The 19,339-nt window shown below is 58.4% G+C and carries 26 protein-coding genes; 6 read left to right on the top strand and 20 right to left on the bottom strand.

The features are described 5' to 3' along the window. Window positions 1-47 precede the first annotated feature (47 nt). Window positions 48-854 carry a hypothetical protein gene (locus tag AC0IYN_RS19925; RefSeq protein WP_406597644.1) on the top strand — a complete coding sequence of 269 codons (807 nt, stop codon included), beginning with the start codon at window positions 48-50 and terminating at the stop codon, window positions 852-854. Window positions 855-1,396: 542 nt separating this feature from the next. Here the strand turns inward: AC0IYN_RS19925 and prmB are convergent. After that, window positions 1,397-2,305 (bottom strand): 50S ribosomal protein L3 N(5)-glutamine methyltransferase, encoded by a 909-nt coding sequence (prmB, locus tag AC0IYN_RS19920; RefSeq protein WP_457267464.1) that lies wholly within the window; start codon window positions 2,303-2,305, stop codon window positions 1,397-1,399. Window positions 2,306-2,544: 239 nt separating this feature from the next. Between prmB and AC0IYN_RS19915 the strand changes: the two genes are divergently transcribed. From AC0IYN_RS19915 to AC0IYN_RS19900, 4 genes are all read left to right on the top strand, one after another. Next, window positions 2,545-3,135 carry a cysteine hydrolase family protein gene (locus tag AC0IYN_RS19915; protein WP_025855010.1) on the top strand — a complete coding sequence of 197 codons (591 nt, stop codon included), beginning with the start codon at window positions 2,545-2,547 and terminating at the stop codon, window positions 3,133-3,135. Window positions 3,136-3,277: 142 nt separating this feature from the next. After that, complete coding sequence (locus tag AC0IYN_RS19910) at window positions 3,278-3,598, top strand: hypothetical protein (protein ID WP_028617257.1); 321 nt, start codon at window positions 3,278-3,280, stop codon at window positions 3,596-3,598. 75 nt (window positions 3,599-3,673) lie between these two features. Continuing rightward, window positions 3,674-4,231, top strand: a complete 558-nt coding sequence (locus tag AC0IYN_RS19905) for a Smr/MutS family protein (RefSeq protein ID WP_032888029.1) — start codon at window positions 3,674-3,676, stop codon at window positions 4,229-4,231. Window positions 4,232-4,546: 315 nt separating this feature from the next. Continuing rightward, entirely contained in the window at window positions 4,547-4,927 is a 381-nt protein-coding gene (locus AC0IYN_RS19900) for a hypothetical protein (protein ID WP_471842774.1), read from the top strand. Here AC0IYN_RS19900 and AC0IYN_RS19895 read toward each other — a convergent pair. Beyond that, complete coding sequence (locus AC0IYN_RS19895) at window positions 4,908-5,135, bottom strand: hypothetical protein (RefSeq protein WP_471842772.1); 228 nt, start codon at window positions 5,133-5,135, stop codon at window positions 4,908-4,910. The two genes, AC0IYN_RS19900 and AC0IYN_RS19895, sit on opposite strands and share 20 nt — an antisense overlap. A gap of 424 nt (window positions 5,136-5,559) precedes the next feature. Continuing rightward, window positions 5,560-6,093 (bottom strand): glycoside hydrolase family 19 protein, encoded by a 534-nt coding sequence (locus AC0IYN_RS19890; RefSeq protein WP_471842770.1) that lies wholly within the window; start codon window positions 6,091-6,093, stop codon window positions 5,560-5,562. Between the two features lie 144 nt (window positions 6,094-6,237). On the opposite strand from AC0IYN_RS19890, the gene AC0IYN_RS19885 reads away from it, so the two are divergent. Then, a complete protein-coding gene (locus AC0IYN_RS19885; protein WP_471842767.1) occupies window positions 6,238-6,462 on the top strand; it encodes a hypothetical protein in 225 nt (74 codons plus the stop codon). Window positions 6,463-6,473: 11 nt separating this feature from the next. Here AC0IYN_RS19885 and AC0IYN_RS19880 read toward each other — a convergent pair whose 3' ends face one another. From AC0IYN_RS19880 to AC0IYN_RS19800, 17 genes are all read right to left on the bottom strand, one after another. After that, window positions 6,474-7,193, bottom strand: a complete 720-nt coding sequence (locus AC0IYN_RS19880) for an SGNH/GDSL hydrolase family protein (protein ID WP_471842765.1) — start codon at window positions 7,191-7,193, stop codon at window positions 6,474-6,476. Between the two features lie 71 nt (window positions 7,194-7,264). Continuing rightward, the gene (locus tag AC0IYN_RS19875; RefSeq protein WP_471842763.1) at window positions 7,265-7,654 is read right to left on the bottom strand and encodes a tail fiber assembly protein; all 390 of its coding nucleotides are present in this window, start codon (window positions 7,652-7,654) and stop codon (window positions 7,265-7,267) included. Beyond that, window positions 7,651-8,856, bottom strand: a complete 1,206-nt coding sequence (locus AC0IYN_RS19870) for a hypothetical protein (RefSeq protein WP_471842760.1) — start codon at window positions 8,854-8,856, stop codon at window positions 7,651-7,653. The genes AC0IYN_RS19875 and AC0IYN_RS19870 overlap by 4 nt, the downstream gene beginning before the upstream one ends. A 3-nt stretch (window positions 8,857-8,859) precedes the next feature. Then, on the bottom strand, window positions 8,860-9,450 hold the full coding sequence (locus AC0IYN_RS19865) for a YmfQ family protein (RefSeq protein ID WP_471842756.1): 591 nt from the start codon (window positions 9,448-9,450) through the stop codon (window positions 8,860-8,862). 9 nt (window positions 9,451-9,459) lie between these two features. After that, complete coding sequence (locus tag AC0IYN_RS19860) at window positions 9,460-10,518, bottom strand: baseplate J/gp47 family protein (RefSeq protein ID WP_471842754.1); 1,059 nt, start codon at window positions 10,516-10,518, stop codon at window positions 9,460-9,462. Beyond that, complete coding sequence (locus AC0IYN_RS19855; RefSeq protein WP_206222718.1) at window positions 10,518-10,985, bottom strand: phage GP46 family protein; 468 nt, start codon at window positions 10,983-10,985, stop codon at window positions 10,518-10,520. Before AC0IYN_RS19855 ends, AC0IYN_RS19860 begins: the two co-directional genes overlap by 1 nt. Then, on the bottom strand, window positions 10,985-11,518 hold the full coding sequence (locus AC0IYN_RS19850) for a phage baseplate assembly protein V (RefSeq protein WP_471842750.1): 534 nt from the start codon (window positions 11,516-11,518) through the stop codon (window positions 10,985-10,987). Before AC0IYN_RS19850 ends, AC0IYN_RS19855 begins: the two co-directional genes overlap by 1 nt. Further along, window positions 11,511-12,629: a phage baseplate assembly protein gene (locus AC0IYN_RS19845; protein WP_471842746.1), complete on the bottom strand. Its 1,119-nt coding sequence runs from the start codon at window positions 12,627-12,629 to the stop codon at window positions 11,511-11,513. The genes AC0IYN_RS19850 and AC0IYN_RS19845 overlap by 8 nt, the downstream gene beginning before the upstream one ends. After that, a complete protein-coding gene (locus tag AC0IYN_RS19840) occupies window positions 12,622-13,872 on the bottom strand; it encodes a DNA circularization protein (protein ID WP_471842743.1) in 1,251 nt (416 codons plus the stop codon). The genes AC0IYN_RS19845 and AC0IYN_RS19840 overlap by 8 nt, the downstream gene beginning before the upstream one ends. A gap of 12 nt (window positions 13,873-13,884) precedes the next feature. Continuing rightward, a complete protein-coding gene (locus tag AC0IYN_RS19835; protein WP_471842739.1) occupies window positions 13,885-15,570 on the bottom strand; it encodes a hypothetical protein in 1,686 nt (561 codons plus the stop codon). Between the two features lie 100 nt (window positions 15,571-15,670). Then, window positions 15,671-15,973: a hypothetical protein gene (locus AC0IYN_RS19830; protein ID WP_025858882.1), complete on the bottom strand. Its 303-nt coding sequence runs from the start codon at window positions 15,971-15,973 to the stop codon at window positions 15,671-15,673. Further along, window positions 15,973-16,341: a phage tail tube protein gene (locus AC0IYN_RS19825; RefSeq protein ID WP_471842735.1), complete on the bottom strand. Its 369-nt coding sequence runs from the start codon at window positions 16,339-16,341 to the stop codon at window positions 15,973-15,975. Before AC0IYN_RS19825 ends, AC0IYN_RS19830 begins: the two co-directional genes overlap by 1 nt. Window positions 16,342-16,364: 23 nt before the next feature. Then, window positions 16,365-17,837 carry a phage tail sheath subtilisin-like domain-containing protein gene (locus AC0IYN_RS19820; protein WP_471842732.1) on the bottom strand — a complete coding sequence of 491 codons (1,473 nt, stop codon included), beginning with the start codon at window positions 17,835-17,837 and terminating at the stop codon, window positions 16,365-16,367. After that, window positions 17,834-18,022: a DUF2635 domain-containing protein gene (locus AC0IYN_RS19815; RefSeq protein ID WP_025858885.1), complete on the bottom strand. Its 189-nt coding sequence runs from the start codon at window positions 18,020-18,022 to the stop codon at window positions 17,834-17,836. Before AC0IYN_RS19815 ends, AC0IYN_RS19820 begins: the two co-directional genes overlap by 4 nt. Beyond that, window positions 18,019-18,573: a hypothetical protein gene (locus tag AC0IYN_RS19810; RefSeq protein ID WP_471842729.1), complete on the bottom strand. Its 555-nt coding sequence runs from the start codon at window positions 18,571-18,573 to the stop codon at window positions 18,019-18,021. Before AC0IYN_RS19810 ends, AC0IYN_RS19815 begins: the two co-directional genes overlap by 4 nt. A gap of 2 nt (window positions 18,574-18,575) precedes the next feature. Continuing rightward, complete coding sequence (locus AC0IYN_RS19805; RefSeq protein ID WP_146116084.1) at window positions 18,576-18,908, bottom strand: head-tail joining protein; 333 nt, start codon at window positions 18,906-18,908, stop codon at window positions 18,576-18,578. Between the two features lie 15 nt (window positions 18,909-18,923). Continuing rightward, entirely contained in the window at window positions 18,924-19,277 is a 354-nt protein-coding gene (locus tag AC0IYN_RS19800; RefSeq protein ID WP_471842723.1) for a DUF2190 family protein, read from the bottom strand. Window positions 19,278-19,339: the final 62 nt, after the last annotated feature.

Below are 19,339 nucleotides of genomic sequence, written 5' to 3'. Positions count from 1 at the left end.
CAGTAAAAAGACTGTCGACTTGCTGGGTTTGGACAGGATCGCGCCGCATGACAACCACTGAAGCAACACCGGAATCCACCGCCGACACCCCGGCTGAAAAAACCGAGGCCGTCGACACGGCACCCCTGCCGTGGGCGGATGTACAGGCCGAGCATTTCAAGATGCTGCGCCTCGCGCCCCTGGCCACTGACCGTGCCACCGGTGTACGACCGCTGCGCTTCGTGCAGTTCGGTTATGCCGAACGCAATGACAAACACCATAGCTTGCTGCGCATGGTCATCCAGCTGCCAGGCCAGCGGGTGCGCCGTGAACAGAACCATCTGGATATCTGGGTCGACCACGACAAGCACCGTGTGCACTTCGGCCCCGGCAACAGCCTGGAAATCGAACCGGCCAACCGCGGCATCGGTCGCTTCCTGGTGGCCCAAGGCGCTGCGTGGGCGAAGAAGAAATGGTCACATTACCGCGTCGACGGCGTTGACCTGGCCAACAAAGATGCATTGAACGAGGCCACCCGCCTGCGCCGCGATCACTTCTTGCGCATCCAGGGGTTTGATGTGGCCTACGCCGATGTGCAGCACCTGAAAGGCAACGTGCAGCCGGGCAAGGTCGGCGATGTGCTGGACAGCTGGAACACCGAGAAGGTGCAGTTTGTGGAGATTCTCGAAGCCGCGCAGATGCTGCAACAGGCCGAGCAGAACCTGGCGGAGCAGGAAGTGAAGCTGCGCAAGGAAGAGGAAAAGGTTACCAAGTTCAAGCGTGAGGACAGCGGGTTGCGCTTTACCATCACGTGCCTGGTGGCGTTTACGGTGTTTCAGGCGGGGTTGCTGATCTGGATTGCCACCCACCGCTAGTGGGCTGGAACGCAGTCAAAGATGGGAGCTGGGTTGCCTGCGAGGGCGGCCTGACAGCCGACCTTGATGTTGGATCTGACCGGGTACATATCCGTTATTTGGGTAACGGCTGGTATGGGTTCCGCCCTTACGGCGGGTCACTTTGGAAAAGAGCCCCAAAGTAACCAAAGGGCTCTTGCCCCAACACTCGGCACCTCGCCTAGGCTCGGTGTGCCCGTAATCCGACAGGTATTTGGGGGGCCGCCGCCACGCGCCATCCATGGCGCGGGGCGGCTAAACCGGCATCCCTGCCGGTTTACCCCCCAAATCCCTGTCGAATTCCGGCCAGCGTGTTTGACGGGGCGCCTAAGGTCAAAAGCTAGATCAAAATCGCGATCAAGAGCGGCTCGCTTCGCATCGTGGTTAGGGTTGGTTGCTACGAAGGTACCTGTGGTAAACGCACCTGTAGGAGCCGGCTTGCCGGCGATTGCGGTGTGTCGGTGACGATTGCGGTGTCTGACACGGCGTGATCGCCGGCAAGCCGGGCTCCTACAGATTTTGCCTCACACTCGGGCGGCGAAGATGGCCTGATGCTGGCGGCACTGCTCCGCGGTGAGCATGAACACGCCGTGGCCACCGCGCTGGAAGTCCAGCCAGGCGAAGTCCACTTCCGGGTACAGCGCTTGAACGTGCACTTGGCTATTGCCTACTTCAACAATCAGCAAGCCCTTCTCGGTCAGGTGGTCTGCTGCTTCGGCCAGCATGCGCCTCACCAGGTTCAAGCCATCGCCGCCGCAGGCCAGGCCCAGTTCCGGTTCGTGCTGGTATTCATCCGGCATGTCGGCGAAGTCTTCGGCATCCACGTACGGCGGGTTCGACACGATCAGGTCAAAGCGCTGGCCCGGCAGGCCGTCGAAGCCGTCGCCCTGCACGGTGTACACGCGCTCGTCGACGCCGTGGCGCTCGATGTTCTGGTTGGCGACTTCCAGGGCTTCGAAGGACAAGTCCCCCAGTACCACTTCAGCGTCCTGGAACTCGTAGGCGCAGGCGATGCCGATGCAGCCGGAGCCGGTGCACAGGTCGAGGATGCGCGCCGGTGGCTGGGCCAGCCAGGGTTCGAAGCGGTTTTCGATCAGCTCGCCAATCGGTGAGCGCGGGATCAACACACGCTCGTCGACGATAAACGACAGGCTGCAGAACCAGGCCTCTTTCAGCAGGTAAGCGGTGGGTACACGCTCATGGATACGGCGATGCAGCAGACGCTGCACGTGGGAAATTTCCTCTTCTTCCAGGTTGCAATCCAGATAGCTATCGGCAATTTCCCACGGCAGGTGCAAGGCGCCGAGTACCAATTGCCGGGCTTCGTCCCAGGCATTGTCGGTGCCATGCCCAAAAAACAGCTCTTCCCCATGGAAACGGCTGACAGCCCAACGGATGTGGTCGCGCACGGTGCGCAGGCGGGATGTGATCACGGGGGCAAGCTCCTGGAAAAAACGACTGGCGATTCTAACAGCCTTCACCTGTACCGACGATGTACGAAAGCCCATCGCCATCCGTCGGATTTCATACAAATTGCCATCATTGTGTTAAACAGGCCCACCTCTTGACATGGCTGCACGTCAACAACGGCGTACCTTACGATGGTAGCGATTCACAGAACCGCTCAGCCAGTGGACAATGTCGCAAAAGCCCCCCTCACAGGAGCCCCAGAATGTCCGTTCCAAAGACGATGTTTCAACTCAGCGGTCGTGGTTACGCAGCAGCGAACCTCAGCCATGCGACCCTCGTGATCATCGACGCCCAGAAGGAATACCTCAGCGGTCCGCTCGCCCTCTCGGGCATGGATGCTGCCGTTGGCAACATCAAGCAACTGGTTGCCGCAGCGCGCAATGCCGGGCGCCCGATCGTGCACGTGCGCCACCTGGGCACCGTGGGCGGCCTGTTCGACCCCCAGGGCGAGCGCGGCGAATTCATCCCGGGCCTTGAGCCTGAAGGTGACGAAACCATCATCGGCAAGCTGCTGCCCAGCGCGTTCCACGGCACCGGCCTGGAAAAACACTTGCAGGACCTCGGCTCCCTGGACTTGATCGTCTGCGGTTTCATGAGCCATTCCAGTGTCAGCACCACCGTGCGTGCCGCCAAGAACCTGGGCTTTCGCTGCACCCTGGTGGAAGACGCCTGCGCCACCCGTGACCTGCCGTACAAAGGCGGCATCCTGAGCGCCGAACACGTGCAGCAGACCGAAATGGCCATCATGGCCGACAACTTCGCCACCTTGGCGTTGACCAAAGATCTGATCTGATCGACCTTCTGATGAGCGGTGCGGCAGTGTTTATTGCCCCGCTCATCCGCAATGCCTTTTCATTTGGCGCATTTACCCCTCGTCCCGGAACAACCTGTGTATTGTCCGGTCGAAGGGCCGATACCCTGGAGGAAAGGTCGGAATGAAGATATCCGATGGTTTTGATGCTCGTCGCTTGCGCCCCAAGGGCCCGAGCAACTGGCGTCTGCGCCTGGTGGCCGGCATTGCCGCGCTGCTGGCGATAGTTGGTTTGCTGTTGGCCGGCGCTGGTGGCGCCGGTTTGTTTGGTCACTCGCCGGCCCTTGGTGAATTGAATGCCAGCCCCGGCGGCTCGGCGATTCTGTTGGTGATCGGGCTGCTGGTGCTGTGGTTGGGCGTATGGTTATGGCGGCGCAGCCGTCGGAAAATGCGCCAACCATTGTCGCTGAATATCGCATCGCACCTGATGAAAAAGCACGACTGATGGCGCTTGGATAGCGTTTCCTGCGCCCTGGCCGCCGCGATTTAGGTAAACTGCCCGCCCTTCGCGGAGGCTGACATGCAAGACGACGATTTTTCCCTGTTCAAAAACGAGCTGCGCGGCGTCAAGCCGATCAAGCACGACCGCGCCGACACCGGCAAACCCAAGGCTGACCGGGCGCAAATCGCCAAACTGCGCCAGGCCGCGACCGTGCGCACCGATGCCACCACCGTGGACGGCCTCTCGGACCAGTTCGTGATCGACGTCGGCCCCGAAGACGAGCTGATGTGGGCCCGCGACGGCGTGCAGGAAAGCCAGATGCGCAAGCTCAAGGTCGGCCAGATCCCGTTCGAAGGCAGCCTCGACCTGCATGGCATGACCGTGGAAAAAGCCCGGGAAACCCTGTGGGCCTTCCTGGCCGAAGCGACCAAGTTCGAAATCCGCTGCGTACGCGTCACCCACGGCAAGGCCGTGCGGCTGGACGGCAAGCGCCCGATGATCAAGAGCCACGTCAACACCTGGCTGCGCCAGCATGCCCAAGTGCTCGGCTTTACCTCATGCCAGGCCCGCCACGGCGGCGCCGGTGCGGTGTATGTGATGCTCAAGCGCACCATGATGGAAGGGCGCGACGAGTAACAAGTGCCATCGTCAGGCTTGCAGCGATGTGCCCGCCACCGTAACCTTGCGCTTTGCGAAAATCCCACAGGTAGTTTCATGTCCCTGGAACAGAATTACACCGCGATTCTAAAGGGGTAAGGCAAGGTAACAATAGCCAATGAAATCGGGTACTTGCTTACTCAGCATTACCCGGTTTTGACCTGCTTTACACGGTCAGTGGTACAAAAATTGGTACGAGCTGCATCCCTCCCCGGCGTCCTGCCGACGAACACCACTCCCAAATAATTAACACCTCGATTACTGTACGCACATACAGTATTTGAGTTTCGAAATATGAACGTTGACATGGATACCGATGACTGGCTTGGCTGCCCCACGCCCCTGGAAATGTACCAACACCAGTGCGCCCTGCTCGAGGACGAGCTCATCCAGACCGAGGCGATGCTGCGAAAGGCCCGGGCCAATGTGGCCGGCCTGGTGCAGATGAATGACCTGCTCGCCACGGGCAAAGCCGCGGCAGAGACCCGGTTGAGGGATGCCCTTGAACGCATATCGGAATTGAGCGGCCAGGCCCCTGACAACGTGAGCTTTCGACCGATCGACCTGGTTACCGGCCAACGCGACCACCTGCTCAGGGAGAACCAGCGGTTGCTGGGCGAGCTTCGCTACCTCAAGGAGGCTTCAGCAGCAGCGCCTACTCGGCAAGCTCTTTGAGACGTTGCTCGGTAGCCGAGTCAAATATCACGTAGAGCCGGTCTATTGTCGCCTCTGTCAGCGCGCGGGCCGACTCCAGGCCCAGCACGAAGCCCTCGGCCCGAGCGCCAGCCTTCGCCGCAACAATCATAGAGTCCGCCCGGGCGATCTGCGCCAGCAGCTTGTCAGCCTCGCGCTCGATCTTTGGGCTGAGCGTCATGCCTTCCATGCTGGTTCCCCTTTTCTAAAAGGGTCAAGGATAGCCCATCCGATCTGGCGGGTTACGCCGATCCATTTGAATGTCTCAGGGGCGCCTCATGAAATATGATCCTCGCCATGCATTAGAGGTCAATTGGTAATAAACTCGCTAACGCCTGCCGATATCCAAACATTCAAGGAATGATGACCATGCGCAACTCTATCGTAAGCTCCCCGCTAGCAAAAGAAATCGAAAATTACCGTCCCAGGTTTGAGGAGATCACCCGTAAGAGGGACCCTATGGCCGACCTTACACGCGATGGCATCTCCTACAAAGACCCTATTGTTCAGCAGGAGTGGATTGCCTACTCCGACTTCGAATACCTGAGCGACACCGCTTGGTAATTCTCAGCTCTTCTGAACAACGGTAACGAAGAACTCTGGCTGCCCCTTGTTCAACCCAGGACCTTCAATGCCTTTTCATACAACGATTGCCGATCTTCTAAGCCGTTGATCCCGCCATTTATGCGGCGGGTGATCTTCGCGAAATATCCTTGATCTGCCAGTGTGTTCAAGCCGCGGGTAGACCAGAACCAAGCCGCCGACATCGCGGCGTGCTGCGGTAGCTCCAGAAGTTCGGGCTTGTTGATCAGGTCCAGGCCCAGCGCTTCACCGCAATCCGCATAATTTGCCCGGCCGGTGATCTGAATCAGGCCGCGCCCCCGGTACTTGGAGCCGTCACCCTTTACTGTGTTGCCCAGATCGGCGCGGCCTTCGTATCCGGCCTGCTGCGCCGTGGGGCCCCAGATCTCGCGCATGTAGCGCAGTTGCCCGGACTCATGGCCGATTTGGGCAATGAATGCAGCGGCACGCGCGGTACCCACGATGCCGTAGCGATTCATGGCGGTATTTAGAGCAGGAACAAAAACGCCGGCATTGCGGCCGGCGCTCGGTAGGATTTGCAGCAACTGCTGCTCGTTGACGGGCATAGCGGTCTCCAGAAATAGTACCCGTTAGTATCGGCATGTTGAAATCAGCCACCAAACGAACGTTTTGTTATATGATGTCCATATTTGGGCGCGCATAGAGGCGCGCTCCAAAAATGAACGGACTGACTTTACAGGGAGTTAGAAGTGAAATTTAAAGTACTGACCGCGCTATTTAAAAAAGTAACGCGGGAACTATCTTCCCCGCGCTTAGATTTTGATCACGAACTATTCAGAGATGAATTCGAACATAGCGGACAATGGAAATCTCTCTTAAGGGACGAAGACAATTCCTATATCGACCAAGAAGTAGAGGCGGCCTGGCATAAGTTCTTAAAGACAAAGCACGATGAGATAATGGCGATTTGGTAAACAGCCAACAATCATGAAAATTTGTTCAGCTCCTCTGATACAGGCAGCAAATCTGCTGGGTTCTGTCCATTTACCAAGTATCGGGCGATCGCCAATGCCATATTGCTCACCGACGCGCTGGCAGCCGGAGCACTAACTGCCGGCAAAGGCTCCCAGCATTTGGCAAAACAACTGCGCAGCATTATTTTCGACAACTGCACATGCCCAGCTTTTGACTGATGCAACGCATCGTTCGGGGCGTACCATGTGAGGAATATCGCCGTCGAGCACAAATAGTCAAACGCATAGTTTCTGTAGCAGTCAATAAATAGGCAGCCCTCCTCTGCCGCCACTCGTTCCATTGCATACACGTACTCGCGGTTGCGCGCGTGACCAGCCTCATCTGCCCGCCAGATCGGCGGGGACACAAACACGCATTTGGTATGCGCGGCAGACGCCTGAATTGCTATTGAGCGAAGAGCATTGGAGTAGTCAGTGACGGATATCAGCTGAGCGATATCGTTAAACATACCCATTACGGCGCAAACTGTTGCGCCGCGTGCAACAACATCTGTCTGGAACCGTGAAGCCATCGAAACCGTTGTATTCCCAGAGATCCCAGCATTGATTATGTTCGCCGGATCATAACCAAGCCCAACCCCAACAAGGGTTGCAAACGTGTCGGCCTGAGTCACACCGCCGTAATCAGTCCCCTTGGTGATGCTGTCACCAAGGAATGCTATTTTTGCCATGGACGCCGCCTTATAGAAATATGTTGATGTCATGCCGGCAACATAACTGCCGGCACGTTCGCTCAGGACGATTAAGCGGGCTGCTCAGGCCACTTGATGGCGTGCGGATACCCGGATTGAGTCTTGACGTCGTCTACATCAATTCGGTACTCCTTCCATTTTTTGAGCAGGGCAGCCTTTTCCGGTGTCGATTTCCCTACATCAACCGAATCCTGCAATGGCGCAATACGAAGTGCGGCCACCGTCAAAAGGCTATTGATTTCAACGGCGGCGGCTTCGATAGCCTCTTCATCATTCAGGGCCCGTCGAACAGGGTCAGGTGGTGGGCCCTGGTCAAACGGGAGGTAGGTTTCCACCGCATAGTCCGGGTATGTTGAACCCTCTGGATCACCCTCTTCCGGCCTTGGCCCCTGAACCAACCTGCTATATGACAAATCGATACTTACGGCATAACCGCTCATAGATTTTCCTCCCACCCCATCAAGAACAACGCAGGCGTACCAGCAGTGCCACTACTCGCCCCCCAATATACAGAGGCCGAAACTGGTGGTAATTGGACTGTAAAATCAGAACTGTTTCCGCTCACTGATTGCGTGTACTGATATTGATAATCAGGCGAGTTTGAAAGCCAGCCAGCACCTGCTTGAGCATGTGTTATTTTTAGATAAAGTGATCCAGCCCCAGGGGGCGCATAACCGCCCCACCCCACGGCGGTTGGGAAACTTACTACGCCGCTAGCAATCTGAGGTGGCGCCGTCAAGTTTGTCGCTGGCTTGGGAACGTAATTAAAACGGCGACCAAACTGAATAAACGGTAGTGGGAACTTGTTAGCTGTAGCATCCGTTCGAACAGGGCCCACTCGGGCTTTGAATGTATAGCCAGCCGGCATTACTGGAGAATTCCCATAGGCGCAAAACAATGCCCCCACGGTGGTTCCGTTTGAAATAACCCATCGATCGTAGAAACTGCTCGCCTGCACGGTGCCAGTATCAAGACCATTTAGTCCGTTGGCATTTGCAAAAGACGGAGAAAGATTGATGTTCCGCACCGTCATGTAGCTACCGGTCGACGACTCAAGCACAATCTCGTCTGCTGTAATAGTGGATGCGGCACTGAGACCAGTAGCACCTCCTCTTAGGTTAGTGGAAGCCCCTTGAACTCCTACCAGACTTAACGATGGTAGCTGATCCATCAAAACCCAATCGACACCGTCGTAAATCACGTCAGATATCTGATCAGCCGCAAACGCTGCAGAAATCTTCGCTCCGCCAGCATCGTATTGTTTTAGATTCTTGGCCCCTTTAGCGGAAACGTTAATCGTAGGGTTTAAGCCCGAACTAACGGGGAACTTCACTGTGAACCGCTGGTTCAGCGCGTATGCAGAGATCGCCGGGCTCGGCGTTAAGGTAAGCGCCGTGGAAGTACCGCCAGCCACAAACGCTGTAGCCTTCTGCGACTGAGCGAGCTTGTAAATTGCCTGAACCACCTGGTCCTGAGTACCTTTTACTGGCGCTACTCCGCCGGCAGTCAGAACACTGATCAGTTCTTCTTGAACGTCGTTCAGAAAATCATCGGTCACAACCGTGGCTTGAATACCGCCTACCGGATCACCTTCAGTGAACTTGTTGTCGACCGTGGCGCCCGGCCCATCAATTCTGTGCATGCGTCAATCTCCGTAGGCGAAGAGCGCGATGGTGTGCGCTGGCTTCAATTGATTTATTTTGCATTCGAGGGTGTCGTTTCCCCAGGTGCGTAGCCTCTCGCCCGCAGCAGAAACCCCTGCGCGGAACGAAATGACCGATGTTTCAGGAGCACGGATCAACCAGGTGAAAATCCAGTCGCCGTTAGTAAGCGCATCGCCTGCGCGAGAGAAGCCTGCCCGAAACGGCCGGTACTCTTCGATGGTTACCGTGTATCCGAGCACACCCGCCAGCTCGATGAAGTAAGCCGCCGACTGCCCGCCAGTGCTGGATAGCTTCGCCAGCAAGGCGTTCTTCCGGCCTTGCAACGTTTCTTCCAGAACGCCTGAGCATTTGTCGGGGAGGCCTGCGACCCTCTCCCAGTCGCTCAGCATCTCGCTGGTGGTGGATGGGTTGGCCTCCAACGGAAGAGCTTCGCCCCGGCCATCTACTCGAGCCAGTTCAATTGACATGCCGTCAAGCAGGCTGTGAAGCGTGGTACCAGATTCCCGCGGGAATGCTTGTCCAGGAGGCAGCAGCGTTTTCAGCTGCTCCAGGTAGTCGACAGCTGTCGGCATTACGCCTCCTTAAAAGCTGGAGAAGGTTATGGTGCCGGGCACTGCCATGTGTCCGGTGGCGTGCGCAACGTCCGCGGTCGGTGCCGTAATCTGGTTGTCCGCTTCGCCGGCCGCGATAGAAACGGCCTCGCGCAGTCGGCTGATTAATGTCGGGCTGCCCGGTTTCGAGTCGCGCACAATCAGGTCGGCAACTTCTGCTCGGACTGCAGCCTGGACAGCCGCCGTGTTCGGCAACAGCTTCACCGCCATATTGAGCGGATCCGCCACAGGAGCCGCGACGAACACCTCGGCGGTCACCGGTGCCCGCGCATCAATGTAGGCCTGAACCTCTGCGACCTTCGCCGCGTCCGGGATGATATCGGCCTCACCATCACAGACGAACAAGACCGTTACAGTCCCGGCGCCCATCTGAAGCGGATACACCCATACCCGGGTAACGCCAGGAACCTCAAGAGCCCAAAGCTCATAGTCTGAGGCTGCACCTCCGTGTGGCGGCTGCCTGATACGCTTCAGTAGCCGACTGAGCAACTGTTCGTCCGTCTCAACATCAAGACCGCCATCAATGTCCGTAGACGCGGAGCCGGTCGATTGAACACCGGCCACGGGTGACAACAGAAATAACGGTGTTCCGGCCGGCGCATCGCCAGCGGCACCAGCCTCTACGGCGACAACAGTAGGCTGGAGCGTGATATCAGTGAAGACCGCATCAGCCAGGACGCGGTACTGCACGCCATCTTGCCGCTGAAGGATCGTTCCGACCGGGAGTGTTGAGCCGATTGCGCCGGCAAGCAGCGCGGCACCGGTCGAATAATCAGCGGCCTTGCGAAAGACTTTCCAGATTGCTGCCCAGCGCTCGAGGTATTCCTTTTCGGCAGTGTCGATAATCGCCTGCTTGGCCGCCCACTCAAGGAAGCCGTAGAGCATGTGCACTGCGCCAGCCTCAGACCGGGCGAGGATCCCCAGCAACGAGCGGCGCAGCACTGCGCTTTGGACGCCGGTCACGCGCCCGCTGATGTCGGTGGTAACCCGGTCAATGAGCTCAGGCAAGGTTGGTCTAGCAAATGGCATCAGGCAGCCCTCTTGCCGGCCTGGGCCGACCATTCATAGTTGTATCGGTAGCGAACGGCCGGGCCGGTCGGGCGATAAATGTCGATAACGAGCAGCATCACGCCGCGCGAGTGATATGAAGCAGCAACCTCGATCGTCGTGGCCACTACGTCATCAATCATCCAGGCCAAGGCGTCACGGCAATACTGCTCAGCTCGGCTCAGCGTTTGGGGCAGTTCTTTCTCCCTGGCCAGTAGCCAGAGCAGCGAGCCCGTCTGATCAGTCGCCGAGACATTTGTGAGATCACCCCAGTAACCGCGCAAATCGTCCTGCTCATATTCGGGCGGGATCTGCTCAGCACTGGCGCGACGATCGGTGAATAGGCTGATGATCACGGCAGTTTCAAGACCGTCATCGCGCTCGAGGTCGAAACCAAACAGCACCAGGTCTCCACCAAACTCAGTCATTACCATTGCGGCGTCAGCCATTAAATGGGCACTCCCGTGTTTGCGGATCCGACCAACACCCCGTCATGTTGGTGGGTGCTGCCGATGTTCTTGCCGTTGTTTGTGACGGTGCCGGTGGAATCAATATTCCCCTGGATTTTTACGTTACCGACCATCTCAATCTCTCCGATCATCTTGATGGTCGGGGCCTCCACCTCTGCATGCTGAACAGCCGTGACCTTGACCATGTCACGCAGCAACTCGACCTTGTTGCCAAGGTCGTCGTACATCGCGACTTCTCCTGCCTGTAGGACGAGACGGTAACGGCGGTCGTCGACAGCGAGGACTATTCCCTGCTCGCGGTTGCCGCCAATGAAGGCCACCGCTACGTCTCCACCTGTTGCGTGGCTGGTGAAGCCGTAGTTCTGCATGTGTTCTATATCATCTCGCAACTCGTCCTTGAGCAACTCGACCTGCAACTGCTGCCGGCCGTTGGTATCCGTGACCCTGCGAACAACACCACGGGCAAACATCATCATCACGCGGTTGCTTAGATCGCGAATTGGGTTACCCATCTTTTTTGTCCTCTTCCCCGATGGCTTCCGCCCAAATATTCCGACCGCCCTTTTTCCCTGCCTTGCCTTTCTTCGAATCAGGAGGCTCCGGCGAAAAGGCTTGCGGGCTGACGATGTCGAGCTTGGTAGTGGTACCGCCCTCCCCACGCTCGTAGGTGGCCTGCCGAATAATCATTTGCCCATCCATGCGCAACCATGGCGACCTGACCTGCACCAGCATTCCTGGCTCCCAAATTGGCCCGCCAGGGCTTTGCCGCCAGCCCTGGACGGTTATGGAAGCGGAAGCTGATTTTCCCAGCCGGCTGTTGGCCTCCCAGGTAGCTCGCTCTTGGGCGCTGCCGTTCGATCCACCGGACTCAGCGACGATCAGCATCGGTCGATAACGCCTGACTCCGCTGTCGCTTGCCCCGCCCTCGACATGCGCCTCAGTGCTTCCATCACTGTTTGGGTTGTATCCAGCCTGCCCTTTAACCAGGTAATTGCGGAAACGCTGGCTGTGATCAATGCTGCCGGTGGCACTGAGGATGTTTTCACCCTGAACCAGTCCCACGTTGGCCCGCTTGTTACCCGCCCGGGTGATCAGTAGGCCGCCGGCACCATCCGTCGTCAGCAATAGGCGTCTCTGCTTGGCGTAACGCTCAATTGCTTCGAACGCTGTTTCGCCCTGCTGCAGCTTGCAGACCGTGAATGGAGTGCCCACCGGGACATCAGCCGAAACGCCGACGCCGAATGGCTGGGCCAAGACCTGGGCAAAGCGCAGCAGATCAATGTTCTTCCACTCGTCCGGCGTGTGCACGGCACTACAGTCGATCAGGTCCGATGTCCGGTCGCGCCCTTGGATATTGATGGTGTGGTCATCCGCACTGAACGAAGGCTTGAAGATGTCGACATAGCCAACCACCATCGTTATTCCGCCGAGACGGACCTCGCACTTATCGCCAGGGAGGATGGGCCAGGGCTCAACTTGAGCACCTCTGCCCTCCTGCCCTTCCCAGCGCTCCGTAAGGGTCACAGTGAACGCGCCAGAGGAAGCATCAACCGCGCGCGTTACTCCAATCTGGGTCCATCCCGCGTAATTCATGCCGTTGACCAGCAGTTCAAGGTCATCCATTTGCAAGAACCTCAAGCTGTTGGCCGCCGATCAGGAAGCCTGGGCGGCGCGGGTCGTTGCGCAACACGATATCTTCGGCCCTGCTGGCGTCACCGTAGAGTTGGTATGCAACAACAAGAGACGGCAGCGTCTGCCTGGGCGAGAATGTCGCAAGCCTGGGCAAGTCCTGTTCAGGGTCAGGAACGGCCTGAACCACGGCGGTCCTTAAATCGGTAACCGCGACATACACCAGGTCGTTACTGGTCAACTCGCTCTCTTCATCCAACCTGTCGGAAAGCTCAGCGCGCACCGCAATGGCCGCCTCGTAGCTATCGTATTTAGTAGGTTCGGAGGTTGTTTTCGTACCGCCGTTGGAAACGTCCTCAGTTGCCTGCGTGACCACTGCGGCGACAGCTGCCTCAGAAATGGCGGCCTGACGAACCAGCGCGGAAACGGCGCTCGTATTCCTCACGACCTGCTGACGGCTCGGCGTACCAGAATAGGATGTATCGTCGGAGCTTGGGAAATACTGGCTGTAAAGACTCATCAGCATTCCGAAGGCGCTACCGCCGAAGGCTGACCGGATGCTGCTGATAGCGTCAACGACCTGGCCAGCGAACTCGAACGGTGCCTGGATCAGATTGAAAGCATCAGTGCCGATGCCTTTGACCTTGTCGTAGTAATCGGATACTGCCTGTATGTCGCTTGAAACGATGAACTCAGGCGAACTCAAAAAATCGCTCAACCCCTTTATCTGCGTGGTAGCGGCCTCGGCTACGAACGACGGGTAACCCTTGGTGAGGAAGTCGGCAACGAAATTTTCCTTGCTGGCCTCGGTGACCTCGCCCGCCTTCGCGCTGATCGCATTGACGCTATCCACCTTGGCAGATGGGTAAGACGCCTCGCCCGCTTCAAGGAAGGTCATGGTCAGAGTGCATTTTCCACCCTCGTCCGCGGTCTCGCTGACATTGAGCCCACGGCAGACCACTGTCATTTCGCCACGATACGGGTGAACCAAAACACCGGGACCTGCTTGCTCGCAGGCCTTTATCAACTCCTCACGGTCGACGTCATATTCCTTGCCCAGCAGGTATCCGGTAATACTGAAGTCCCTGGCCTTGCGGCCCATATCTTCGGTCTGAGGGATGTCACGCTGAGCTGCTTGGTGTACTGCCTGGCGACGGCCGTGATTGCTGTCTGCCGTAGCCACAAAAAAGCCCACGCCGCGAAAGGTCGCGGCGCGGTAGTTGTCTCGCCAAGCCATAGGGAACTCCGGTTACGGGGCCATCATCGAGTAACCGATGTCGGTATCGAATGTCGCTCCCTGGCTGCCCTCGGTTTTCACCTTGGACCCTGCTGGAACGTTGTTCAGGTCGACCTGCACCCTTACTGCTTGCTCCGGCGGGGCCAACTGCTGAACAGCATCCCGCCCGATCTGCGCTGCGCGCCGGCCCAAATCAGTATCGGCACCACCGGTGGCAGCCGACGGCGATCCACCCTCAGCGCCGCCGCTGACCCCGGCACCATCAATGCCAAGTAACTTCTTAGCCCAGTCGGGCAATCCGTTCTTGATGGCGGCAACAGCCTCGGTGATCTTGCTGCCGAGGATTGCGCCCAGGTCCCAGCCTGTCAGGTACTTAATCAGACCGTTGAAGCCTTCCATCATCAAAGTGATGGGGTTGTATTCCTTCCACAGCTTCCAGATACCGTTGATTATTCCGTCACTGAAGGCCGCTTTGACGCCCGCCCATTTGTCCTCGAAGAACCCGACGATGTTGTCCCAGTTCTTGTAGATGACATAGGCCGCGGCGCCGATGGCCACGATGGCCGCCAGGAACCAGCCGACCGGCGTTAGAGTGATAGCCAACCCGAGCCCCTTCAGAGCCAGCGCCAGGTTCAGCACCGCCATCAGGAAGCCTCCGCCGATGTACAAGCCCAGCGCCGTAAATATCAGGTTGGCCGTGCCGAAGGTGTCGGAAAGTGAGCTGAATATCTCGATCACCGGCTGGACACCGTCGTACAGGTCACCAAGAAAGCCGGTGACTCGTTCGATGTTGCCTGGCAGGTTTTCGGCGAAAGCCGTGGCGAATGCTTCAATCTGGGGGCGGTACTTGACGATCGTCTCAATCAACCGCTTGCCCAGCATATTCAACTGCGGTACCAGGGAGCTTCCGATGCTATTGCTGACACCGCCGAGTGCCGCATGGATCGTGTCAAGCGTATCTCCGAAATCCTCGCCTTCACGAACCGCGCTGTCAGAAATGACGACGCCGAGGCGGCGCGCCTCGTCTGACATTTCCTTCAGGCCCGCACTACCACCGCGAATCAACGGAAGAAGCTCTGTAGCGCTCTTGCCGAATATCTTCACGGCCGCCTGAGCCTGCAGGGACGGGTCTTTGATCTTCGAGATTCGATCAACGAAAGTGTCGAATAAAGCATCGGAGCTTTTCAGCTTGCCGGACGAATCCTTGATGTTGATGCCCAGGCCTTTGAACATTTGCGAAAGCTCTTTCGAGCCCGCCGTCGCGGCACCGATGTTGATTTGCATCTTCTGCAAGGCGCCGCCCAGGGTCTCGGCGGACGAACCTGTGAGCTTCGCTGCAAAGCTCAGCTCCTGGAATCGCTCACGGCTGATGCCAGTGCGCTCGGCAGTGTCACCAATAGCGCCGGTTGCATCAGCGAAACCCTGGAAAAACATATTCAGCGCCGCGCCGGTAATGCCAAGCGTGGCCCCAAGCCCAAGCAACTTTCTGGTGCTCGAAGCGACCGCGTTACCCACACCCCCAATCGCGCCACCAACGTTCTTCAGGCTATTCGCGAAAATCGGCAATCCTGTTCGGTCAAGCGCACCAGCAATGCCGGCACTCGCCGCTTTGACCTTACCGAAAATCCCACGCAGCGGTGCCGTGATCTTGTCCACGGCCGCGATGATGACGTTTAGGGAGTATCCTTTGTCTGCCATCCAACCCACTCCTCGGTGCGCTCAAGCCACCAGTTCAGCTCGTCGAAATCCATTTCCATGACTTCCGACGGCTGAACGCTCATAACTTTGACGACGACGGTTACGCCTCCTTCCCACCCCCGAGGTGCTTCAGCAAAAAATCCCGGGCCTCGCCGATGACGGCGGCTTGATCGTCCTCGCTCAGCTCGTCGAGCAACGCAGGAGGATGGCCAACCATCTTGGCCCCGAGGTCAATCAGCGTGGCGAAATCCATGTCCGCGCCGCCGTTGCCCTTGCCATCCGAAGTGATACGCAAAGCATGGCCACGCAGGTATTTCAGCTTGCGGGTCACGGTCAGCTCGGTGAAGGTGTCCTTGCCGAACGTGATCTGCTCGGCGAGTTGAATCGTTTTTTCCTTTGCCATTACGAGATTTCCTCGGCAGAGATGCCTTCAAAGCGGCAAGCGATGTTGCCTTCTTCGGTGTTGCCGGTGCCCTCACCCGCGTACCAGGCCTCACTCAGGGTGATGACCTTGCCGTTGGCAAGCTCCAGCGTGATGGTTGCGTCATCGAGCGTGACCAGGTCTTCAAGACTCAGCTCGTTGCGATCGGTGATCTCACCCTCAATGAATGGAATCTGAGGGGTTTCCTTGTAGCCGTGGACAACGTCGGAGCCCACCACGCCTTCGCGCTTGGGCTTGCCGAGGTTGTAAGTGAAAGCACCCTTGGCGAAGTAGATGTCGCCGTTGACCTTCAAGGCGATGAGTCCGCCAATACGGTTTTTTGCTGCCATGTTCTTTCTCCTGGCAATCGCCGTTACAGGCGGAACTGAATTTTATTGGCGACGATTCGCAGCTGGTTGACCAGGTCAGGCGGGATCAGCATATCCAGGCGATTTGGGTCGCTCTCGTTACGCTCGCCGATCAGGTTGGCCTTGAAGTCTTCCATGTTCTCCACCAGCCCCAGACGCTCCCACTCACGGAACTTCGAGACCGCCTCGGCCTTCATCACCACCGGTGTTACCACTGGCTGCCCGACGCCGTAGCGCGTGCCATCGTTGGCAAGCTTGTGCCGCGGGTACTTGCGCAGGATGTAGTCGCGCCAGTCGTGGCGGATGTACATCAGGGTGAACAGCGTTTCGCTGTCCAGGTAGCTGATGTCAGTGCCGCCGGCGGTGTTGGTTTTGTAGGTGGTGATCAGGCGCTCAACAACCATGGTGCCGTCGTTGTTGACCTTGCTGGTCGCGATACCGTCGAACAACAATAGGTTCCGTTCCTGGTTGGTGAACTTGTCCGCCGTGGCAGGCGCCAGGCACCAGGCGTACTGAAGATTCTGGATTGGCCGGGCCGGATCGATGGCGGCGTACAGGGCCGCAATGGCCATAGTCTCCGCGGCCTTCTCGTACGTCGGCATCGGCTCGTCGTTGGCCATCATGATGACCAGGTGCTGACTGTTGTGGCTGTCGCCAAGGGTTCCAAGGGAGCCTTGAGTGCCGCGCGCCGCTGTGAAGGCGTGGGCCTCGATTTCACGATCCCAGGCAAAGCGGCTGTTCAGTTCTGTCTTCACCGTCGCCAGGGTGGCTGCGTCGGTATATGCCAGCCCCCATACCTGGAACCACTCATCACCCAGAGCCGCCAGCGCCGAACCCAGCTCTGGGTTTCCAGAGCCGCCGGTGAAAGCGCTGATGGTGACCGCGACACCGGAAGGCAGTACCTGGCCGGTGTAGTAATTAACACGGGCGTTCAAGCTGTTGCCGGCCTCGCCTTTGTGGCGGCTGGTCAGCGTAACGGTGCCTGTCGCGGCGGTGGCCGTTACTGGCATGTCATCCGCGGCCGTGATTGCCGCCACCACAGATGCCGCGATGACGGTTGCGGTGTCAGCACTGATCACGCCGACAGAAACGCGGCGCCCGGCGATCATCAGCTCAATGGTGCCGGATGCTGTGGCGGGGCCGGTGAACGCCAGCGTGGCGGCTGCCGCTACGCCTGCTGGATTATCAACCACCGGCATCACTTGTAGCTCGGTGTAGGTATCGATCGCCATCGCCGCGCGAACCATGCCAGCCAGCATCGAGCCCTTCCCGAACTGAACGTCTGCCTGGGCCGGGCTGGTGATGCGGATCAGGGTGTTGGCAGCGGCAGCGCCGGCGGCCAGCTTCTGACCAATCAGCAGGCGACGGTAGCTGACCGGCTGAGGGCCGCGCACCGCCTTGCTGTTGTCGATTTCACTGTAGACACCAGGCTTGCGAAGCGCGCCGGCACCAGGAATCGTATCCATTCCGATGGTCATTGTTTTTCACCCTTGGTTTCGGCCGGTACTACAGCCTCTTTGATGACGACGTCACCGGCCTTTTCCTTGCGGATCCAGTAACTGTTAAGTTCCACAGGCAAGCCTTCTGGCTTGATCTGCTCATAGGTGTCGGGGTGACGCACCAGGCGGCCCTCGGCCGGTTTCACGAGCACGCGCGTGGTCATGGATTCAGGTCCTCGATGATGGTTTTTGCGCGATCAGCCGGATTCGACTGCGCGTTGCCCAGGCTGTATTCGGTCTTAACCGACTTCAGGTCTGGCAGGCTTTGGTTGAACAGGTCGTCAGGGTGACGATCAAAATATTCAGCGTCGAAGATGAGGCGGCACGCGCCCGTCAGGTGCTCCGACTGGTCCAGCAGAACCATGCGCGAGCGCACGTACTGCAGGTCATTCACCGTATCGCCGAGAGTGTCGTCCATGAGCAAGAGGCGCTCTACCTGGCGAGCCAGCGTGTCGAGGGTGTCATCCAGCGCATCGTTGCCTTCGGCGTGTATTTCCACCACCAGCTCGACGCGGCGCCTGTACTCCCTGGGGGCCTGGTTAAAGATCTCTGCCGATTCGTCCATCGTGAAAACGATGATCGCCGGCAACTCGCTCTGCCAACCGTTGGAAATGAGCGGCGCCACCCGGCTGGCATAAACGCTTGCCCCCGCATTGGTGGCACCCAGCAGCACCGCGACGGCCTGCTTGCGGATCAGTTCTCGTGGGTGAGCCATATTCAAACCTTGCGAAGGAAAAGCGTCACACCCGCCACGCCGTCGGCCTGCACGTCATGGATTTTGTATAAAACACCCCGCGCCTGGACGCGATCCCGGTTCGTGGGTTCGTTCGGCAAGTCAATGACCCGAACTCCGAGGACGGGGTTGTTAGAGGACACCGGCGCGCCAGTCTCAGGATCGACGGTAACGTGGGCACTATCGAACACCGCCTGGGCCAGCGGCACACCAGGCGCAACACCGTCTGTAAGCCAGTACACGGCGCCCAATGGATCAAGCGCTGCTGTCGGCTCACTGAAGGCGCGGATCGAAACGCCGAGCATGCGCTGGGCCATTGAGGCCCAGCCCATTTACGCCACCGCCGCCGGCGCGGATACGCCGTTCAAACGGCAGGCGCCGGTGGCAGATGGGTTAGCGGCAACTTCAGTCGCCATACCCACCAACACCAGGCCGGTGGCCGACACGTTCGTCAGGGCACGGCTGGTGGTGTTCATGTAGATCGGGTCACCGATTGCCCAGGCCTGGGCGCTGATTTTGTTCAGGCCGAACACGCCGTTGAGTTTGAGCACCACCGGTGCAGCGGCTGCTTCGGTAGTAGCAGCCACGCCGACAATAGAACCGACTTTGTAGAGCTCGCCCGAAACAGTGCCGCCGGCTGGTGCTGGAACAGTCAGGCAGTCGCCGTGCTGGATGAAAGTCTTCATGCAAGGTCCCCTTTAGAGACAAGAACTGAAAAACAAAAAGGGCGCCACACGGCGCCCTTTTG

This window comes from Pseudomonas sp. AC112 (assembly GCF_979253545.1).
The sequence above is the reverse complement of the archived record's forward strand: the minus strand, read 5'-3'. Positions and strand labels throughout refer to the sequence as shown.

Coding starts and splice junctions, on each gene's coding strand:
- AC0IYN_RS19925 (WP_406597644.1), top strand. CDS start 48: ATGACAACCACTGAAGCAACACCGGAATCCACCGCCGACACCCCGGCT.
- AC0IYN_RS19915 (WP_025855010.1), top strand. CDS start 2,545: ATGTCCGTTCCAAAGACGATGTTTCAACTCAGCGGTCGTGGTTACGCA.
- AC0IYN_RS19910 (WP_028617257.1), top strand. CDS start 3,278: ATGAAGATATCCGATGGTTTTGATGCTCGTCGCTTGCGCCCCAAGGGC.
- AC0IYN_RS19905 (WP_032888029.1), top strand. CDS start 3,674: ATGCAAGACGACGATTTTTCCCTGTTCAAAAACGAGCTGCGCGGCGTC.
- AC0IYN_RS19900 (WP_471842774.1), top strand. CDS start 4,547: ATGAACGTTGACATGGATACCGATGACTGGCTTGGCTGCCCCACGCCC.
- AC0IYN_RS19895 (WP_471842772.1), bottom strand. CDS start 5,135: ATGGAAGGCATGACGCTCAGCCCAAAGATCGAGCGCGAGGCTGACAAG.
- AC0IYN_RS19890 (WP_471842770.1), bottom strand. CDS start 6,093: ATGCCCGTCAACGAGCAGCAGTTGCTGCAAATCCTACCGAGCGCCGGC.
- AC0IYN_RS19880 (WP_471842765.1), bottom strand. CDS start 7,193: ATGGCAAAAATAGCATTCCTTGGTGACAGCATCACCAAGGGGACTGAT.
- AC0IYN_RS19875 (WP_471842763.1), bottom strand. CDS start 7,654: ATGAGCGGTTATGCCGTAAGTATCGATTTGTCATATAGCAGGTTGGTT.
- AC0IYN_RS19870 (WP_471842760.1), bottom strand. CDS start 8,856: ATGCACAGAATTGATGGGCCGGGCGCCACGGTCGACAACAAGTTCACT.
- AC0IYN_RS19865 (WP_471842756.1), bottom strand. CDS start 9,450: ATGCCGACAGCTGTCGACTACCTGGAGCAGCTGAAAACGCTGCTGCCT.
- AC0IYN_RS19860 (WP_471842754.1), bottom strand. CDS start 10,518: ATGCCATTTGCTAGACCAACCTTGCCTGAGCTCATTGACCGGGTTACC.
- AC0IYN_RS19855 (WP_206222718.1), bottom strand. CDS start 10,985: ATGGCTGACGCCGCAATGGTAATGACTGAGTTTGGTGGAGACCTGGTG.
- AC0IYN_RS19850 (WP_471842750.1), bottom strand. CDS start 11,518: ATGGGTAACCCAATTCGCGATCTAAGCAACCGCGTGATGATGATGTTT.
- AC0IYN_RS19845 (WP_471842746.1), bottom strand. CDS start 12,629: ATGGATGACCTTGAACTGCTGGTCAACGGCATGAATTACGCGGGATGG.
- AC0IYN_RS19840 (WP_471842743.1), bottom strand. CDS start 13,872: ATGGCTTGGCGAGACAACTACCGCGCCGCGACCTTTCGCGGCGTGGGC.
- AC0IYN_RS19835 (WP_471842739.1), bottom strand. CDS start 15,570: ATGGCAGACAAAGGATACTCCCTAAACGTCATCATCGCGGCCGTGGAC.
- AC0IYN_RS19830 (WP_025858882.1), bottom strand. CDS start 15,973: ATGGCAAAGGAAAAAACGATTCAACTCGCCGAGCAGATCACGTTCGGC.
- AC0IYN_RS19825 (WP_471842735.1), bottom strand. CDS start 16,341: ATGGCAGCAAAAAACCGTATTGGCGGACTCATCGCCTTGAAGGTCAAC.
- AC0IYN_RS19820 (WP_471842732.1), bottom strand. CDS start 17,837: ATGACCATCGGAATGGATACGATTCCTGGTGCCGGCGCGCTTCGCAAG.
- AC0IYN_RS19815 (WP_025858885.1), bottom strand. CDS start 18,022: ATGACCACGCGCGTGCTCGTGAAACCGGCCGAGGGCCGCCTGGTGCGT.
- AC0IYN_RS19810 (WP_471842729.1), bottom strand. CDS start 18,573: ATGGCTCACCCACGAGAACTGATCCGCAAGCAGGCCGTCGCGGTGCTG.
- AC0IYN_RS19805 (WP_146116084.1), bottom strand. CDS start 18,908: ATGGCCCAGCGCATGCTCGGCGTTTCGATCCGCGCCTTCAGTGAGCCG.
- AC0IYN_RS19800 (WP_471842723.1), bottom strand. CDS start 19,277: ATGAAGACTTTCATCCAGCACGGCGACTGCCTGACTGTTCCAGCACCA.